We start from the raw sequence: 16,300 nt of genomic DNA, 5'->3' as shown, positions 1-16,300 counted from the left end.
ACACTATCCTTTCTGCAATTTCACCATGTCCCGAAAGACGCTAGAATCCCTTAACAGGTCCTGATAAGAACCAGTTTGGGCAATTTCCCCATTGTTAAGGAGTACAATAAGATCAGCAGATTTTATGGTGGCAAGTCGATGGGCAATTATTACGATGGTGACCTTACCTTTAAGTTTCTTAATGTTGTCTTGAACAACAGCCTCAGTTTTTCCGTCAAGAGATGAAGTGGCTTCATCCATGAACAAAAAATCCACTTCTTTGTATAATTCCCTCGCAATGGCTATCCTTTGTTTTTGTCCGCCACTCAAATTAATCCCATTGCTACCAAGGTACGTTTCTTCTTGTTCTGGTTGCGCCATTACAAAATCATAAATTGAAGCCTGTGCTACAGCCTTCTTAAACTTTTCTATATTTTCAGGTGATTTTGGTGCCCAAAAGGTGATATTGTTAAATATACTGTCACTAAAAATCGGAACTTCTTGAGGGACGTAACCAATTTTGCTTCTGAAGGAATACAGTTCTAACTCTTTAATAGGTCTCCCATCTATGGAATAATTTCCTTCTGAAGGAAGCAAAAGACCCGAAACTATGCGCATTAAAGTAGACTTGCCCGATCCACTTTCACCTATAAAGGCAATAGTTTCATTCTTTTGAATGATAAGATCAATGTTTCTTAGCACAGGAGTTTGATCGTATTTAAAAAATACGTTTTCCAACTCCAATTTATCTTTAAAACAATTAAATTTAAACTTACCATTTCTCTCCTGCTGCTGCTCCAAATGTTCTGTGAATTGCTGAACTCCTTCCAGAGAACCTGAAAATCCAAGGAACAAATTCCATTGTTCCTGCATTGCCATAAAATAAGAGAGAGATCTATAAAGTAGCAGAAGACTTAAAAACATCAACGTGATGTCTTCAGCAAAAAACTGGAGCTGTAAATAAATTGCGATGACTACTACCGAAATAACGAGTGGTTCACGTAAAGCAATTAAAAAAGAATCAATTAACCCAATCCGCCTTTGGTCTTTTTCAAGTTCTACAATTTTACTTTTCAATTTTTCCCCATACATTAGGCTCAATCCAGTGGTTCTCAGGTAGTTGAAAAATGTGACCTTTTGAATCAACAATCCCTCAAAAACATGTGCTTGTGCCGTAAATCTGTTGGACAAAAACCGGGTACGACTATAAAAACTTTTAAAAACAAAATGTATACACAATCCACCTACGGTAACCATAAGTGAAAAAATAGGATCTGCAGAAAAAGCGAGAATGATATAAATAATTACAAGAACCCCATATTGAAAGGACTTAAAGAATATTTGAAAGGCGTGGGACACCCTCCCAACTTCCCCGCTGAATGTATTTTGAATTCTTCCAGCATCCATTTTGGCAAAACTTTCAAATTTGAAACCACTTAAAAGGTCTATGTTTGAAATCCTGATCCGGCGCATGAAATACTGCTGATAAAGAACTCTAAGATAGCCTTCAAAAAATTTCGCAAGACCCTTTAAACTGAAAAATGCAAAGATCAATATAAGAATGTTGGGAAGTGTCAACTGCATATCCAATACCTCCAACACAAATTCTGCAATAAAACCATCTCTAGAGACTTCGTCCTGTACTACTAACTTTAACAAAGGAATAAATAGTGCTAAACTTATACCATCCAATAGCCCTACCAATAAACTTAAAATAAAAGTAATGAAAACCCTGTATTTTAAGTAACGATAAAAATAAAAAAAATATTTGCTACTCTTATTTGCTATCAAAGCACTTTTTTAAATGGGTTAATTGTTCAAATATAAGTTAAAGTCACTGGATGAAGTGCATTGACAGTAGAAGCTTTGGATAAGCCAAAAAAAAATTATTTCAATTCCTAAGAATATTTTGGAATTGCTTATTCACCCCATCCATATTCAAAGATTGGAACCCAAACTCTTTATGGCATCTTTTGTAATGTTCCAGGAGCACCTGTAGGTCTTTTAAATTCTCCTGTGGATTACTGCCAAAGTTGTGCGGATGCCACCACAAATGGTAAATTTCTTCGTTACGGGCAGCATAGGTCATTTCAGATTTTATCCGGTCGATTTTTAATTTGTTAAGGATCTTATTATTGGAATATGGTCGTAACAGCCTACTCGCTTTTTGCGCAAGGGGTTTATCTTTCTCGGCTTTTAATGAACTTATGGAGTAGGATTTATTTATTGGTCCCAAGTAAGCATCCCCAGTCCTGAAAATTTTGTCTTTCAGCGAATCTTTTTGAGTGTCTTGCCAAAACCAATCTGTTGGGTTGGACCTCACATTTTCTATACCCAATTTTTTACAAACTTTAAGGTACTCACTGTTGAACTGGTTCCTGGGAAAAACCAGGGATTTTAATTCAATGTTCATTGCTCTTGCCATTTCAATGGATTTTTTGAGATCAACTTCAAAGGACTGCAGGTCTTGTCCCGGCTCTAAACAGTAATAATGGGAATACGTATGCGTACCAATTTCCTGACTGGGAGTGGCATTTATTTTTTCTATGATTTCTTTGGCAAAACAGTAGAATTCAGTTTCAGGAGACATTATTGATTCTCCATAAGCATAGGCCGATAAACCTTCATTTTGGTATTCCGGAAAATTTTCCGGAAAATTAGATTTCCATTCCTCCCAGGTGGAGTTAAAGAGCATCCCCACTGTAGCCCAGGTACATTCAATATTATACTCTGAAAATAAATCAAGAATTTCCGGAATGACTTCTCTTGTATTCTTGAAGTAAGAACTTTTCTCTTTGTAATCCACCTTATCAAATACTCCCCAGATAAGTTCTAGATCTAAAGAGATAACAAAAATTCCTTTTTTTTTCATAAATAATATTTTCAATCAGGCAAATCTAATAAAACCTTAAATTCAAGAAGGATTACCTGAACATTTTAATTTAACCTTAAGAAGATGTTACTTTAATTTTAAGATAATTAGGTAAAAATGTCAATAGTTTTATAAAAAAAAATTATGACACAATTTATTACATCCGTTTTCAGAATTCCTACAACAGTAAAAATCAATAACTACTTTCCACCCGCTCAAAAGTTCCTAATGTTTTTATTAGGTATTGATTTGCTTTTCATCGCATTACATGTATACAGTTTTTCTCTTCCTGTAACAGATGCAGGTACTCTGCAGTTAAGGCTCGACATGGATTTTGGATATGCTGAGATGTTTCAATATTTCCAATTTTGCACCAGTGCTTTACTACTTACAATTTTATTTTTCCGACAACGAAAAGGCATTTATTTAATTTGGAGCCTGTTTTTTTTAGTATTATTTTTTGATGATGCTTTTGCTTTTCACGAAACTTTTGGAGGAAACCTTGTTAACTTTTTTAACATCGAAGCAGCATTAGGACTTAGAGCCCAGGATTTCGGAGAATTAGCAATAGCAGGAATGCTTGGGGCTACTTTTGTTTTACCTTTTACACATGCATTATTTCTGGGTGAAAGAAAAACGAGGGAAGTCACTTTACACCTCATTTTAATAGTGGGAGTATTAGTATTTTTTGGTGTAGGAGTAGATATGGTGCATAGTCTCTTCAAGGATTTGCCAGGCTCAGGTGCACTTACTGTCATTGAAGATTCCGGAGAAATGATTTCAGGTAGTTTAATACTTTGCTATTGTTTATGTTTACATCTACGCCAAAACAATCTAATTTCAAGTATTACGAAAAAATGAAAATGGAGTAAAGTTATTCCTAATAAGTAAAAACCTCCAGTATCTCTACTAATTCAATCCTGAGAATTTTATTTTGATAAAATATTTTTTATATTTTAAAAATAAGTGAATATTTCAAAGTCTCGATTTTTAAAGAGTCGGGACTTTGTTAAATAGCTTTTCCTTCATAGGCATATTCAAAAGTAAGTCAAATTCCTCTTGAAGAAGCCAATAATATCCCGGTAAGTACCTCTTGTCGGGTATTTTTTTAGTGGATGTTTAATATCGAATGTTTTTTCAGGTATAATGGTTGGACTTTTAACCTTGGTTTTGGAGAACAAGGCATAGCTTTCCTAGGCCCCATCTTGGAATCCAAAAGCTCAAAGGAACGAACCAGTTCATCCCACAGGATTGCCAGATAGATCTTGCCCAAATCACCTTGCAAAAAGCGCTGGTAAAATGAATCAAATTGTTGAATAAAAGATGAGAAGGAAAAACTATGCTGAAAGTTGGAAATTCTTTGTATTTTGTATCTACGATTTAAGATTAAAACCCCGATTTTTGAGCTAGAGACTCGTTTTCGGGGTTTTATTATACTTAAATATAAGAATTAATTGCTTGATAATCACTATTTTAACGTACTTATGAATACGCCATAATAATCTGAAGCATCGATGCTAATGATACTCTAATCCTGGGCTCTATGCATGATTTCTTCTTTTCTTCTTTTTTGTAGCTTCTTAAGCTTAACCATTCTTTTATACTTCTTTTCTGCCATATAATAATAAATCACAAAAAACAGAAAGTACATCACCATCGACTTTTGGCGCATGATGATCCCCAGATTTGACATAACAAAAGTCATGGCCAGGGAAGTCATAAAAAAGACCACAGCACTCATTTTCACCAAGGCTGGGGATTTTTTAATAAAGGAAATAAAATCTTTTTTTAAGATTTTAAATGCTATAATAAGATACAAAAGGTTCTCTGCTGAAACAATTAACCCCAAAATACCGGGTGCATCAAAAAATAATGGTCTAAACCAGAAGGTAAACAACTTTACAGGAAGGGGATAACTGGCCATATCCACGCCAGAACCTGCATCCTCACTAAGCCCTTGAGACCTTGTGGAGGTGAAATCCTGGAAATCGCTCACCACATTCTCCGAACCTCCAAGATTTACTACCGCCAATACTTTATCCTGAATTAATATCAGTAATCCAATCATTCCAATAAATGCCCCCACCTTTTGGGCCATTGATATTTTTTTGTTCCCGCTCATAAAACCCAGGCCTGCCCCCACTACCATAAACATAAAAACGTGCGGCCTCACATGATAAGTTATTAAAGACCCCACTAAAAGGGTCAACCATCTTTTCTTCGGGGCTTTTAAGGCATATACAAACATCATAATTCCAAGAAAAATAACAGAGCCCTTCCCTAAAGATGAGGTCCAGAAATGCATGTTTGGCAAAAACATAAGTATAAACAGGAAATCGAACCGTTTAAACAATTTGATTTTTATTGGAATATTTTCTCTGAAAAAAATATAGGTGAAGATAAATCCTAGATAGCCAATCCATGCAAATATTACCATTACAACCACATAAGGTAAATCCATCCAATTGGTAAAAGGATACGCTATAAAATCAATAAAGGTAGTACTGGTACCGTAAAGGTCCAGCCATTCTCCTGTATAGGCGCGCGTATTCCGGTAGTAGTTTTTGGAGTCGGATGGATTATTTAAAGCATAGATATAGTAGGTCAGCCAAAATATAAGGTGATAAAAATATAACTGGTTCATTAAAGAAACAGAAAAAAACTTATGCCTGTTCTTAAAAAATCCAAAAATACTCTGGTTTACCAGATAAAGCACTAAAGCTAAAAATATCGCTCCTCCCATTTAAAATAACTCTAAATCCCCCAAGCTATAATTAAAATGGTTCAGATCCAATAAATAATTGAACTCCTCATTAGGGAGATTCAATTTTCTTACTGTCATCACGGGACCAAAATTCCCTTTTATAAAAAAATTACCTAAACCATCCTCATTGGCCATTGAAATAAAAGCTGTCCCAAATTTTTTAGCCCAATTGGAAATAATATTCTTGATCGTGCCATATGCCCCATCATCTCCAACCACAATTTCCACAATCCTTAATTCCTTGAAATAGGTATGCTCCTTTACATAACCTGCCATATAAAATGAAATATCGGCTATTACTTCATATTTCTGTAATGGGTTATCCTCATATCTCCATCTAAGATATTCATTTGATTTTGGGGTAAAATATTTAGCCTTCTTCACCTTATCTTCATTGGTAAGAGAGCACAATGTCTTAATATTTTGAGAAGGAGTTCTAATTTCTGTATTATAATCGGTTATCTTATTAGAGAACCAGTTTAACGGAAAAGTTGGTTGGATTTGCACTTTTAGCTTGTCAACTTTTTCCCACCCCATTTTCAGGTAACCCGGAAGGCTTAGGTGATTTGGGGTATTGAAAATAAAGTGTCCACCTTCTTGTTTTGCCAATTCTATTGCTTGTAAGGTCAGTTTTTTAAAAACCCCTTTTCCCTGGTGTTTCGGATGGGTTGCAGTATCAACAGCCCGGAAGGTGGTATGGATCTTATTTCCTTTTTGCCATTGCCAACGCATAAAAGCCCTAACTCCTATCATTTCCCCAGCTTCAAGAGCTACCAAGATCAATGATTTACCAAAAGGATTTTCAACATGCTTAAACCTCCAAATTTCTTCTGTTTTTTTTGAAGAAGTTTCACCGAGGCTTGCCTTGAGTACTTTTAATATTTCAGGAATATCCTTCTCTGTCCCTTCCCTTATCTCCATCTTTCTGACTAATAATTTGAATATTTCATTAGGTGTTGTCTTGTAAAACCGATTTAAAGTTTTTCCTAAACTTTATGAACCCATCTTATTATCAAATTAATTTTGATAATATGAACTATAATGACCTTCCAGTTGCTCCACCATTATTTTTAAGCTAAAAGCATCAACGACCCTTTTTCTCGCAGCAATTTTAAATTTTTCAAGTTTTGTAGGATCATCAAGTAAAACCTGAACCAAACCATTCAACTTCTCCCATTCTTCAACCTTACAGGTAAGCCCGGTTTCCCCATTGATCACCACCTCCTTGATCCCTCCGGCATCGGTGGCTACAACAGCACATTCCATACTCATAGCTTCTAAAAGTGCAACAGGCAAGCCTTCAAATGAGGAGCTCATCATAAAAATATCCATGGCTTCAAAATAGGGTTTTACATCTGTTTGAAGCCCGGGAAAAAAAACCTTTCCTTCCAACCCTAATTTTTTATGTTCTTCTTTGACCTCTTCTTCTAGTGGTCCCGCACCCACAATGATACCATAAACATTAGGATTAGATGTTTGTACTTTCGCAAAAACCTGAAGCCATTCTTTTAATCTTTTCTGAAACCTAAATACGGCTACATTACCCAAAACAACAGCTTCCCTCGGGAGATTTAATTTTTCCCTAATAGATGTGTCCCCTTTTCTCGTAAAAGAATCAGTATTCACGCCGTTAAGAAGGGTTTTCACTGGAACAGAAGGATTTATATTAATTTTTATGGAATTTGTTACATCTTCAGAAACCCCAAAAGCCATACTTTGATGGTTAAAAGTAGATTTATTGATTTTCTTTGTAACCACATGGTAACGTTCCTGCATATTATGTTCGGTATAAAGAACAGGGATACCGGTTTTTTTGAACACCAATCGACCTAAAAACCCTGCCCATGGCAGGTGGCAATGTATAAGCTCAATTCCTTCCCTTTTACAATAATCAATTACCTTATTGTAACGCAGGAAAAGTTGTATATTGTTTTTGGCATCCATACAGGTCACCTTTCCTCCTGCATCTTCCAACGCACCTACCATTTGATCCTTCCACGGCAAAAAATAGATATAATGAAATTCAAATTTTTGGGTGTCGTGGATTTTAAGGGTCTCAGGAAGCAGCATTTCTGCCCCTCCCCTGCCAAGGGATTTAATTATATGAAGGATTTTGATCTTGTGCATTAGTAATATATGATTATTGACCACAAATTTACTTGATTGCAGGTGGTCGACAAGCTTTTAATATAAATTAACAGCCTGGGTTATGAAAAAAGTATAGAAGATTTTCATGAACGAATTTCAGCATATATCTGCAAAAATTGTTTGGCTATCTCACTATTCCTAAATTTTTCTGAAACTAAATTGAATGCATTTTCAACTTTCTGTTTATCGGAATTTTCCAAGTCTTTTAAAACAGCATCTGCAAAGGAACTTTCATTGTTCTTCTCAATAAGGTAGCCAGTGTTGTTACTTAGTACTTCTGAAATACCACCCACGTTATACGCTACCACCGGTAAATTTTGATTCATGGCTTCTACCACAACAGCTGGGAGACCTTCTATTAGACTGGGTAACATAAAGATATCAGAAGATTTAAGGAATAAAGTTGGGTCCTCCACTTCCCCATGAAAATGAACCGAACCTTTCAGATCCAACTGGCTTACTTTTTGCTCAATTTTATCCCTTAAGATCCCTTCACCCACCAAATGAAGTTCTACTGACGGTTCATCATTTAGAATCCGCTGAAAAATATCCAATAGTCCATAATGATTTTTTTCCTTGGTGAAAGATCCAATATGGAGCAGCTTTTTTTTGTGTTGGGATTCTGTTTTAAAATGATCACCCCCTAAAAACCCTTTTACTTCAACCCCTACTGGAACAACAGATGTAATCGTGGAAGTAAAAGGAAATAGTTTGTTCAAATCATCCTTGGAAGCTTTTGACACCGATACAATTGCATCTACCCGCTTCAACAAGAATTCATTGATTTTTTTTGAAAACCGAGTTTTCACATAAAAACTGGAGGCACTTGCATTCCTGTAAACCAGAGGTTTCTTCCAGTTGAAAAAGATTTTCGACAACACCGCGTATTTTAAAGTATCGGCAGCATTTGCCTGAACAATATCTGGTTGAAATTCTTCAATGATCCGAGCAAGTTGCGACCAGCCGTGATAATCAATAAACCTTCTATTTCTGGGCCTGGCAAGGGTTTTTACTTGTTTATAAAGTAATGGCAGTGAAGCATTACCATCGTAAATACTATATACCTCAACCTCATGCCCTAGCTCTATTAGATGATTGGAGAGTTGACAACAAAATACTTCTGCCCCTCTGTACTGTTTCTTTTGTATTAATTGAAGTATTTTCAACTTACGCATTATTTAAAACCAAATGTTTATAAAGAGACTCGAACTGTAAAGCATTTTTAACAGGATTAAAACTTTCCTGTACTAAATTATATGCTTCATTCCCCATTTCTTCCCGCAAAACTAAATCATTCATTATATCCAGTAATTTCCCTTTAAACTGGTTTTTATCAAAATTGTCTATCATAAATCCAGATTCGCCATCCTTAAGCACTTCAAAAACGCCACCTACATTTGTGGCAACAGATGGGACTTTCTGGGCAGCGGCTTCCAATATCACTCCAGGAACACCCTCTACTTTGCTTGCAAGGACAAAACATTCTGCTTCAGAAAGTAGTTCTGGAATGTCTTTCCTAAACCCAAGGAGATAGACCGTATTTTCCAAGCCCCTTTCTTGAATATCATTCTTGATTTTTTCAAAAAGGACACCATTTCCAACACATACCAATTTTACTTCAGGCTGTTCTGTTTTCAATTCTGAGAAAATATCCAGTAAAAACAGATGGTTTTTTTCCGGACTAAAATTACCAATATGCATCGCAATTTTATCATCTTTTCCAAGATTCAGTTCTTCTTTTAGGCTCTTCCCTGACAGGGATCTGACTTCTTTAATGGGAATTCCCCTCCTAATCACTGATGTTTGGCTTAGAGGATAGTCAAAAGTCCTAATAAAATCCTCTATTGCTTCTTCGCCCACAGAAGAAACATGATCGATCTTAGTAAAAATTTTTTTGTAAAGCAGCTTTTTTGGTGTGTTGGACAACCATTCGCTGATAATACTTATATTACGGTAGACCAAGGGGATTTTGGGAGTAAAAAAGGAAGCGGCAACCATATATTTAAGGGTATCAGAGCCATTACACTGAATGACATCGGGCTTTGATTTTTTTACCAGCCGCACTACTTTTTGAACTAGGGGAAGGGAAAAAGCACCTTTTTTCATCAAACTTAGATCTAGGTTCTCTGCTCCTTCTACTTCCAGTACATTTTTTTCATTTTCATATAAACCAGCAAATACGATTTCGTGCCCCAACTTAAGGAGTTCACTACTTAGGTTTGCGGCAAAAACTTCTGCTCCCCTATATTGTCTTTTTGTTACTAACTGAAGAATTTTCATTTACCCTTTTTTATATCCTACCTTCTAAATCCCCTACAGAAAAAGCAATGTTACCACTGATTCCAAATTTATCATCTTTGCTGACTACTGCTTGCGTGCCCCGATCTAACTTCAATAGAAATTTAAGGTGTTCGTTTTTCTGGTTTTCCAGAAAATAAACTGCTTTTGCTTTATTTTTTGAACAAACAGAAATGAGTCTATGGGCACTCCTTTTTTTGTCTCCAAAGGAATCCACTAAAACAATGCTTTTGATCCCTTTCAATTTTGTTACCTTGTATACAACAATCCCACCATCATCAAACTTTGCTATACTATAAGCTTTGTCTGAATACCTCCAATCCAGGTATTCCCTGGAAATGTTTGTTTGACAGGGAAGCTCTTCCATCCATAATTTATCAAAGCCAATTTTATTGGAAGGTATTTCCATAAATTTTTCTTCTCTTTTCAAAAAGTTTATTAGCCCAACTTTATAGCTAAAGTTGCTATCTATGGTTCTCCATCCCATTTTCAAATAGCCAGGTTTGCTGTTCTCATTTGGAGTGTTAAATATAAGTTCATATTCATCCCTGATATTTTCCAGCCCCTGAAGTGTGATTTTCTTAAAAAGTCCTTTTCCCCTATAAGCATGATCTGTACAGGTATCTACAGGACGAATAGCCTTTATAATTTTATTGTCACAGATAAATTCCCACCTCATAAACATCCTTAACGCAACAATCCTTTGATTATCTACTGCAAGCAAGCCATATGATTGCCCGAAAGGATTAGCAAAATGTTTCCAAAGAAAGGCTTCTTTTGTATGGTCGGTTTCAAAATTAGCATTTAAAAGTTGGATGATTTCATCTACATCATTATCATAATCTATTTTTCTAAACTTCAGCATATTTACAGATGTTGATTAAATTGATCATTCTACTTTCTAAGATGAAAGAAAAACGGATGTGCCCCCGAAACTTTCGCTTTAAATTCCGTCATTTCAATATCGCTATCAACTCTGATGCGCGAAATGTTAAGTGGATCCATATTTTTTTTATTGATCTTGTGGTCAAACAGAAACACAAGTTCCATCCTGAATTTTTTCAAGATTTTAGTGGTTTGTTCATCGGCATTTCCATTTGGATAGGCAAATACATCAAATCCAGAAAACTGCAAATTTTCAAATACTTTTTTTGCTTCAGTTAGTTCTTCTGAAATTTCTTCTGGAGAACATTTATCGAGCATGGGATGGGTGTGGGTATGGTTTGCTATAAACATTCCATTTTGACTCAATTCCTTCAAATCTTCGGCGGTCAATTGTGGTTTAGACACTTCGGGATATTCTTCCATTCTCCCAAGACGTTCAACATTGGATAATTGTTTAAAACTTTTCACCACTTCCCTTGCCTGAAGATAGGTTTTACCTTCTTTCATTTCCTTAGCCTCTATCCTCTTTATCCAAACATCTTTTGAGGTATTTATTAAACCCGTAATAATAAACAAACAGCTACTAAGATTATGTTTCTTAAGTACAGGTAAACCCTTACTAAGTACAGTAACATCCCCGTCATCAAAAGTGATCAATAACGGATTTTTAGGCAATGGTTGGTTATCCCTGAAATGGGATTTCAAAGTTTCTATATTAATAATATTGTACTGGGATTTAAGGTAAATTAACTGCTTCTCAAATACTATTTCATCTGGCACTGTATGATAAGCAAGCACCCTTAACCTGTAGGCGTATTTCTTTTTAAAAAAGAAATGGAAGCTGCTTAATGCTGAATACAATTTATTCCTCATTCTCTTGTTTATCGTGCTTTTGATATTATCACTTGGTCGTAAGTCTTTTCATATTCCATTGCAATTTGATTGATATCAAATTTTTCTGCAGCAATCTTCCGGGCATTTTTTCCCAAAACTTCAAACTTCTGCTCATTGTCCATAGCAGCCAAAACCTTTTCGGTGAGGTCTTTTACGTCTCCCCTTTTAAAGATAATGGCAGAATTTTCATCTACACATTCCATATTTTCTGGAATATCGGAGCATACAATGATTTTTTCCGTTAACATCGCTTCTATTAATGCGCCCGGCAAACCCTCAAAATAACTGGGGTACACAAAAAGATCTGCAATAGCAAGCAGCTGCGGCACGTCTGGTCGTCTTCCTAGTACTTTAATTTTATTTTCAAGACCAACTTCTTTTGCTCGTTTGTTTAATTTCTCTTCATAAACGCCGTGACCTGCTATTAAAAGTACTGTATCGGGAAACTTTTTCAAAATGGCTGGCATGGCATTTACCATGTCTAATTGCCCTTTTCGCTCAATGAGTCGGCTTACATTCAGTAACACCTTCTTATTTTCTATCCCCAAGGATTTTTTTAAACCTTCTAAATCTTCTGTTTGCTCTACATTTGCGAATTTATCAATATCCCTCCCCCTGTAGATTACTTTGACTTTATCTAAATTCACCAGCGTAGATTTCGCCTTAGATTGCTTGATAGTTTCAGAATTAGAGATAAAATAATCGACTTTTCTTGAAGTATAGGTATCATATAATTGAACCATCTTCAGTTTAAATTGCATAGAAAGTGGCTGGTTTTGAAAACGCAGTTCGTTATAGGAATTATTCACAAAACTACTTATCAGGGGGATGTCAAAATTCGATTTTAACTTACGTGTTACAGCATCCGATCGAAATAAAGTGGAATGGATTATGTCTGGTTTCTCCTTTTCATAGATTTTTTCCAGTTCTTTTGCTGCTTTTGAAAAGTTTCGTGAACCGGGAATATTTAAGGAATATACTTTTATTCCGGCATCTTCCAAATTGGGCTTTAATTGATCTCCTGTATAGAGGTGCGCAAATACCGGAGTAAACTTTTTAAAATGCTGTGATATTTCAACCAAACTCCGCTCTGCACCTGAACCATTCAGAGTATCAATTACAAATAATACTTTCATTAATCTACTCTTTATTAGGAAATTTTCTAACCCACAATTTTCTTCTTACGAATGGAATTTCAAAAGCTATTAAGTTAGCCACATTTTTTAATGAAAAATCTTCTTTTAATAGCTTGTGGAATACCTCTCTACTTTTTTTTATTTCACCTACCCTTACATAATTTATTGCAGAAGATTTTAAAAAACCATTTTTTCTAAAATGAAGAACTCCTGAATCTTTATACTTATTATGTAAATATAAAGTAGCCTCTGCTCTTTGTCTATCCCGTGCTTTTTTCCTCACAGGATCATTATGCACATTGTATTCAAAATTGCAATTATTTGTATAGTCAATGCTGAGGTTTTGTTTTTTACAGTATTCAACAGCACGAGCAGTCATTTCCCAGTTGGTACTTTGCGACAATAAAATATCATAGCCGTCTATTTGATTAAAAACATCCCTTCTTATGGAAAAAGTGCCTGCTAAAGAAGAATATTTTGCATCTGAAATGTTCTTTTTTATTCTTGGGAACAATTTTTCACCTCTTATAATATAACCACAACTTATGTAACCTGTATCAGCATCCTTCACATCATAAAAATCTTTTAACCACTTCTCACTTACCTGATCATCGCTGTCGAGAAAACAAATAAACTCTCCTGTTGTTACGGAAACGCCGTGGTTCCTTGCGACAGTAACTCCCTGGTTCTTCTGTTTAACATACTTTATCCTTTCATCTTCTAAAAATGGAGCAATTTGCTTTTCTGTATCGTCCGTTGAACCGTCATCTACAATAACTAATTCCCAATTGGTGAATGTCTGTTTAATAACACAATTAATAGATCTTATTACTGTAACTGCATTATTGTAGGTAGGTATTATTACTGAAAAATCCCTCATGAATTTATTTATCTAATTTTAATTCTTTGAAATTATCTCTTTTCATTTTTTGAAAATTTTGTTCCAAAATATCATATCGATCTTTGAATTTTGTCCCTTCAGGAATATCCCCTTCATCTAAGTAAAGATAATTAAACTCAAGTTGTGGGTATACCTGCGGCAGGTTTATCAATACTGAAGAGATGTATGAAATTACCATACCCGGCAATTCTTTTTCCACCTCCATTCTCTCCTCAAATGGTATGTTGTCACGAACAATTTTTCCAAAGAATTCGTATTCTCTCAGGTTTTCATCCTTTTCCCGTCGATGAGAGAAATAGAAAATTTCCCCATCGTGAAACCGACTTCTGATCATTTTAAGATATTTGAGGTGTTTTTCTTTATTAAGGTAACCAAGTTCTACTAATGGACTCCCTACAAAATAAATTTTTTCTTTCTTGATTTTTGTAGTAGCGGAAGATTTAAAATTAAAAACCTCCACGGAATCTGATGTTGCAACATTCAGCTCCCAGGGCGAGTAAAAATGCAAATTTTCTACAGGGGATAAACCGAGGATATTGTTAATGAAGAATTTACTGCCCTTAAAGGGAATATTTTTATCTTCCTTCCTCAACGAAGCAATAGGTATGATCCCAGTACCATCACTAATCAGAACTGTTTTCTTGGGATTGTACTGCTTTAAAATGTAATGCTGGATCCAGGAGTTGTAATTAGAAAAAAAGACATTATCGAAAGATTTTTGCTTTTCTTTTATTTGTTTCACCTTAAACATTGTAGAAAATATCTCGAGGTAATGGAACGGAGGTTTTCTTTGTTGATCTACATAAATAACCTCTAATAGTTCAATTTTGGGATCCTGATTTATTCTATTGCAAAAATCTTCATGGCCAGAAAACCTTCTAATGTTTACCACCATATAATTATCTGCATCAGCATGGGTGTCAATATAGGTTTTGACATTTAAGAGATGAGTGGTATTGGTAATTAAAAAAAGGTTTCTAATTCTTTTCGAGGCCATTCAGTACATTTTTATAATCTTAGTTTATGCTTCTCACAACTGTAAAGGCTTCTGCAAAATCTTTGCCCACAGCAATTCCCCAGCGTTGTGCCTGGATTTTTAAAGCCTCAGGGGAACGTGGATGCGGATACTGCCTTTTCTCAAATTCGTAGCTTTCCATACCCCTTATTTTTGCTTCAATTGCCTCTTCGCTCACACTTACGTACATATTCGGCACAAAATGCCGCGGATCTGTCGCCGCCCTCCATTCGGTTCCTGAAGGAGTTTCAAATGTGATCACTGTTTTCACCCTCTCATCTTTCATAGGTCGGGTAGCCGTTACCACAGCCTCAAAAGTACGCTGGTGATCTACATTCACATCCCCACCGTGATGGGTAAAGATCACTTCTGGATCGAAATCCTGCTTTTCCTTTTCAATAACTTTGATGATGTCCAACAAAGAAACAGTATCAAAACGATTATCGGGAAAATCATAGATGCCTACAGAACCATAACCAATTGCTTCCTGAGCATTTTTTATATTTTCTCTATGTATTTTCAGCTCTTTCTCCCATTTTTCAGGATCCCTCACTTCTGCCCGGGAAGTAATACCTTCCCCAAGGATAACTACCCTGGTTATACAGGAATAATCGTTATTTAGCTGATACATTGTAGCCCCCAAACCCAGAAGTTCATCATCGGGATGTGCTACTACGATTAAAATTTTTTTATTTCTTAATGATTCTAACATCTGCTATAATTTCTTTTTCTGATTTTAATGAAGCACGGGTAAATTCAAACCGAAAATTTTCGTTTTCAATATAAGCCGGTGGATATCCTTCACAGTCCAACATCCTTATAAAATCGTATACCTTTCCTGTTTCTGACAGGTCATTAAGGTTACCGTCTTCGGGTTTCCTTCTTTTAAATTCCACTACATCCCCTTTCTGCGGAACTGGCTCCATTCCTTCCTGAATAATTTCTTCAATCATCTCTTCAATTATTTCCGAACAGCGCAGGAAGATTTCTTTGGTGGTACCATTTAAATTTAAATCCTTTTTTAAATAGATTGGTCCAGTATCCAATCCTTTTCCTGCTTTTAAAGCAGTTATCTTTGTATGATTTAAACCCCGCGCTATTAAATTCTGAATGGGACTACCTCCCCTTCCATAAGGAAGGTCTGTTTCGTGGAAAACCACGCACTCAAACTTCTCATAAATGGAAGCCGGAATAATATAGGACCAATGTGGAATAAATATTTTACCGGGTTTAAGTTCTTCTAATTCATCAAAAGAAAATTGGTCTTTTTCATCTATTAAAACCCAATGATACTCCGAAAGATTTTTTTTCAGGGACTCAAAGAGGGGTTTGTGCCAACTTTTCTCCGATAAAATAATAAAGGTTTCCATTTCCGGTACTATCGTTTTACTTTAAATCAAAGTATTAA

Annotated in this window: 15 protein-coding genes; 1 reads left to right on the top strand and 14 read right to left on the bottom strand. The window is 35.5% G+C overall.

What is annotated here, in order from left to right:
- Positions 1-3 precede the first annotated feature (3 nt).
- Entirely contained in the window at positions 4-1,638 is a 1,635-nt protein-coding gene (locus IE056_RS04880) for an ABC transporter ATP-binding protein (protein ID WP_229793657.1), read from the bottom strand.
- A 232-nt stretch (positions 1,639-1,870) separates the two neighbouring features.
- Positions 1,871-2,851, bottom strand: coding sequence for a polysaccharide deacetylase family protein (locus IE056_RS04875; RefSeq protein ID WP_189603567.1), 981 nt, complete (start codon positions 2,849-2,851; stop codon positions 1,871-1,873).
- A 144-nt stretch (positions 2,852-2,995) separates the two neighbouring features.
- Between IE056_RS04875 and IE056_RS04870 the strand changes: the two genes are divergently transcribed.
- Positions 2,996-3,712: a DUF8692 domain-containing protein gene (locus tag IE056_RS04870; RefSeq protein ID WP_189603566.1), complete on the top strand. Its 717-nt coding sequence runs from the start codon at positions 2,996-2,998 to the stop codon at positions 3,710-3,712.
- Between the two features lie 667 nt (positions 3,713-4,379).
- Here IE056_RS04870 and IE056_RS04865 read toward each other — a convergent pair.
- From IE056_RS04865 to IE056_RS04810, 12 genes are all read right to left on the bottom strand, one after another.
- On the bottom strand, positions 4,380-5,594 hold the full coding sequence (locus tag IE056_RS04865) for a hypothetical protein (RefSeq protein WP_189603565.1): 1,215 nt from the start codon (positions 5,592-5,594) through the stop codon (positions 4,380-4,382).
- Positions 5,595-6,536, bottom strand: coding sequence for a GNAT family N-acetyltransferase (locus IE056_RS04860; protein WP_189603564.1), 942 nt, complete (start codon positions 6,534-6,536; stop codon positions 5,595-5,597).
- A gap of 96 nt (positions 6,537-6,632) precedes the next feature.
- Complete coding sequence (locus tag IE056_RS04855) at positions 6,633-7,742, bottom strand: glycosyltransferase (protein ID WP_189603563.1); 1,110 nt, start codon at positions 7,740-7,742, stop codon at positions 6,633-6,635.
- 104 nt (positions 7,743-7,846) lie between these two features.
- Positions 7,847-8,938 carry a glycosyltransferase family 4 protein gene (locus IE056_RS04850; RefSeq protein WP_189603562.1) on the bottom strand — a complete coding sequence of 364 codons (1,092 nt, stop codon included), beginning with the start codon at positions 8,936-8,938 and terminating at the stop codon, positions 7,847-7,849.
- Positions 8,931-10,043, bottom strand: a complete 1,113-nt coding sequence (locus IE056_RS04845; RefSeq protein ID WP_189603561.1) for a glycosyltransferase — start codon at positions 10,041-10,043, stop codon at positions 8,931-8,933. The genes IE056_RS04850 and IE056_RS04845 overlap by 8 nt, the downstream gene beginning before the upstream one ends.
- 10 nt (positions 10,044-10,053) lie before the next feature.
- Positions 10,054-10,926 carry a GNAT family N-acetyltransferase gene (locus IE056_RS04840; protein WP_189603560.1) on the bottom strand — a complete coding sequence of 291 codons (873 nt, stop codon included), beginning with the start codon at positions 10,924-10,926 and terminating at the stop codon, positions 10,054-10,056.
- Between the two features lie 29 nt (positions 10,927-10,955).
- Positions 10,956-11,819: a polysaccharide deacetylase family protein gene (locus tag IE056_RS04835; protein WP_189603559.1), complete on the bottom strand. Its 864-nt coding sequence runs from the start codon at positions 11,817-11,819 to the stop codon at positions 10,956-10,958.
- Between the two features lie 8 nt (positions 11,820-11,827).
- Complete coding sequence (locus tag IE056_RS04830) at positions 11,828-12,976, bottom strand: glycosyltransferase family 4 protein (RefSeq protein WP_189603558.1); 1,149 nt, start codon at positions 12,974-12,976, stop codon at positions 11,828-11,830.
- Positions 12,977-12,980: 4 nt separating this feature from the next.
- Positions 12,981-13,856: a glycosyltransferase family 2 protein gene (locus IE056_RS04825; protein ID WP_189603557.1), complete on the bottom strand. Its 876-nt coding sequence runs from the start codon at positions 13,854-13,856 to the stop codon at positions 12,981-12,983.
- A 4-nt stretch (positions 13,857-13,860) separates the two neighbouring features.
- A complete protein-coding gene (locus tag IE056_RS04820) occupies positions 13,861-14,874 on the bottom strand; it encodes a glycosyltransferase family 52 (RefSeq protein ID WP_189603556.1) in 1,014 nt (337 codons plus the stop codon).
- A 19-nt stretch (positions 14,875-14,893) separates the two neighbouring features.
- Complete coding sequence (locus IE056_RS04815; RefSeq protein ID WP_189603555.1) at positions 14,894-15,604, bottom strand: PIG-L deacetylase family protein; 711 nt, start codon at positions 15,602-15,604, stop codon at positions 14,894-14,896.
- A complete protein-coding gene (locus tag IE056_RS04810) occupies positions 15,582-16,262 on the bottom strand; it encodes a formyl transferase (RefSeq protein WP_189603554.1) in 681 nt (226 codons plus the stop codon). The genes IE056_RS04815 and IE056_RS04810 overlap by 23 nt, the downstream gene beginning before the upstream one ends.
- Positions 16,263-16,300: the final 38 nt, after the last annotated feature.

The organism is Salinimicrobium marinum, from assembly GCF_014651535.1.
Lineage (GTDB): Bacteria > Bacteroidota > Bacteroidia > Flavobacteriales > Flavobacteriaceae > Salinimicrobium > Salinimicrobium marinum.
The sequence above is the reverse complement of the archived record's forward strand: the minus strand, read 5'-3'. Positions and strand labels throughout refer to the sequence as shown.

What these genes read in the sequence shown, in the direction of transcription:
- IE056_RS04875 (WP_189603567.1), bottom strand. Translation starts at nt 2,851, where the DNA reads ATGAAAAAAAAAGGAATTTTTGTTATCTCTTTAGATCTAGAACTTATC.
- IE056_RS04870 (WP_189603566.1), top strand. Translation starts at nt 2,996, where the DNA reads ATGACACAATTTATTACATCCGTTTTCAGAATTCCTACAACAGTAAAA.
- IE056_RS04865 (WP_189603565.1), bottom strand. Translation starts at nt 5,594, where the DNA reads ATGGGAGGAGCGATATTTTTAGCTTTAGTGCTTTATCTGGTAAACCAG.
- IE056_RS04860 (WP_189603564.1), bottom strand. Translation starts at nt 6,536, where the DNA reads ATGGAGATAAGGGAAGGGACAGAGAAGGATATTCCTGAAATATTAAAA.
- IE056_RS04855 (WP_189603563.1), bottom strand. Translation starts at nt 7,742, where the DNA reads ATGCACAAGATCAAAATCCTTCATATAATTAAATCCCTTGGCAGGGGA.
- IE056_RS04850 (WP_189603562.1), bottom strand. Translation starts at nt 8,938, where the DNA reads ATGCGTAAGTTGAAAATACTTCAATTAATACAAAAGAAACAGTACAGA.
- IE056_RS04845 (WP_189603561.1), bottom strand. Translation starts at nt 10,043, where the DNA reads ATGAAAATTCTTCAGTTAGTAACAAAAAGACAATATAGGGGAGCAGAA.
- IE056_RS04840 (WP_189603560.1), bottom strand. Translation starts at nt 10,926, where the DNA reads ATGCTGAAGTTTAGAAAAATAGATTATGATAATGATGTAGATGAAATC.
- IE056_RS04835 (WP_189603559.1), bottom strand. Translation starts at nt 11,819, where the DNA reads ATGAGGAATAAATTGTATTCAGCATTAAGCAGCTTCCATTTCTTTTTT.
- IE056_RS04830 (WP_189603558.1), bottom strand. Translation starts at nt 12,976, where the DNA reads ATGAAAGTATTATTTGTAATTGATACTCTGAATGGTTCAGGTGCAGAG.
- IE056_RS04825 (WP_189603557.1), bottom strand. Translation starts at nt 13,856, where the DNA reads ATGAGGGATTTTTCAGTAATAATACCTACCTACAATAATGCAGTTACA.
- IE056_RS04820 (WP_189603556.1), bottom strand. Translation starts at nt 14,874, where the DNA reads ATGGCCTCGAAAAGAATTAGAAACCTTTTTTTAATTACCAATACCACT.
- IE056_RS04815 (WP_189603555.1), bottom strand. Translation starts at nt 15,604, where the DNA reads ATGTTAGAATCATTAAGAAATAAAAAAATTTTAATCGTAGTAGCACAT.
- IE056_RS04810 (WP_189603554.1), bottom strand. Translation starts at nt 16,262, where the DNA reads ATGGAAACCTTTATTATTTTATCGGAGAAAAGTTGGCACAAACCCCTC.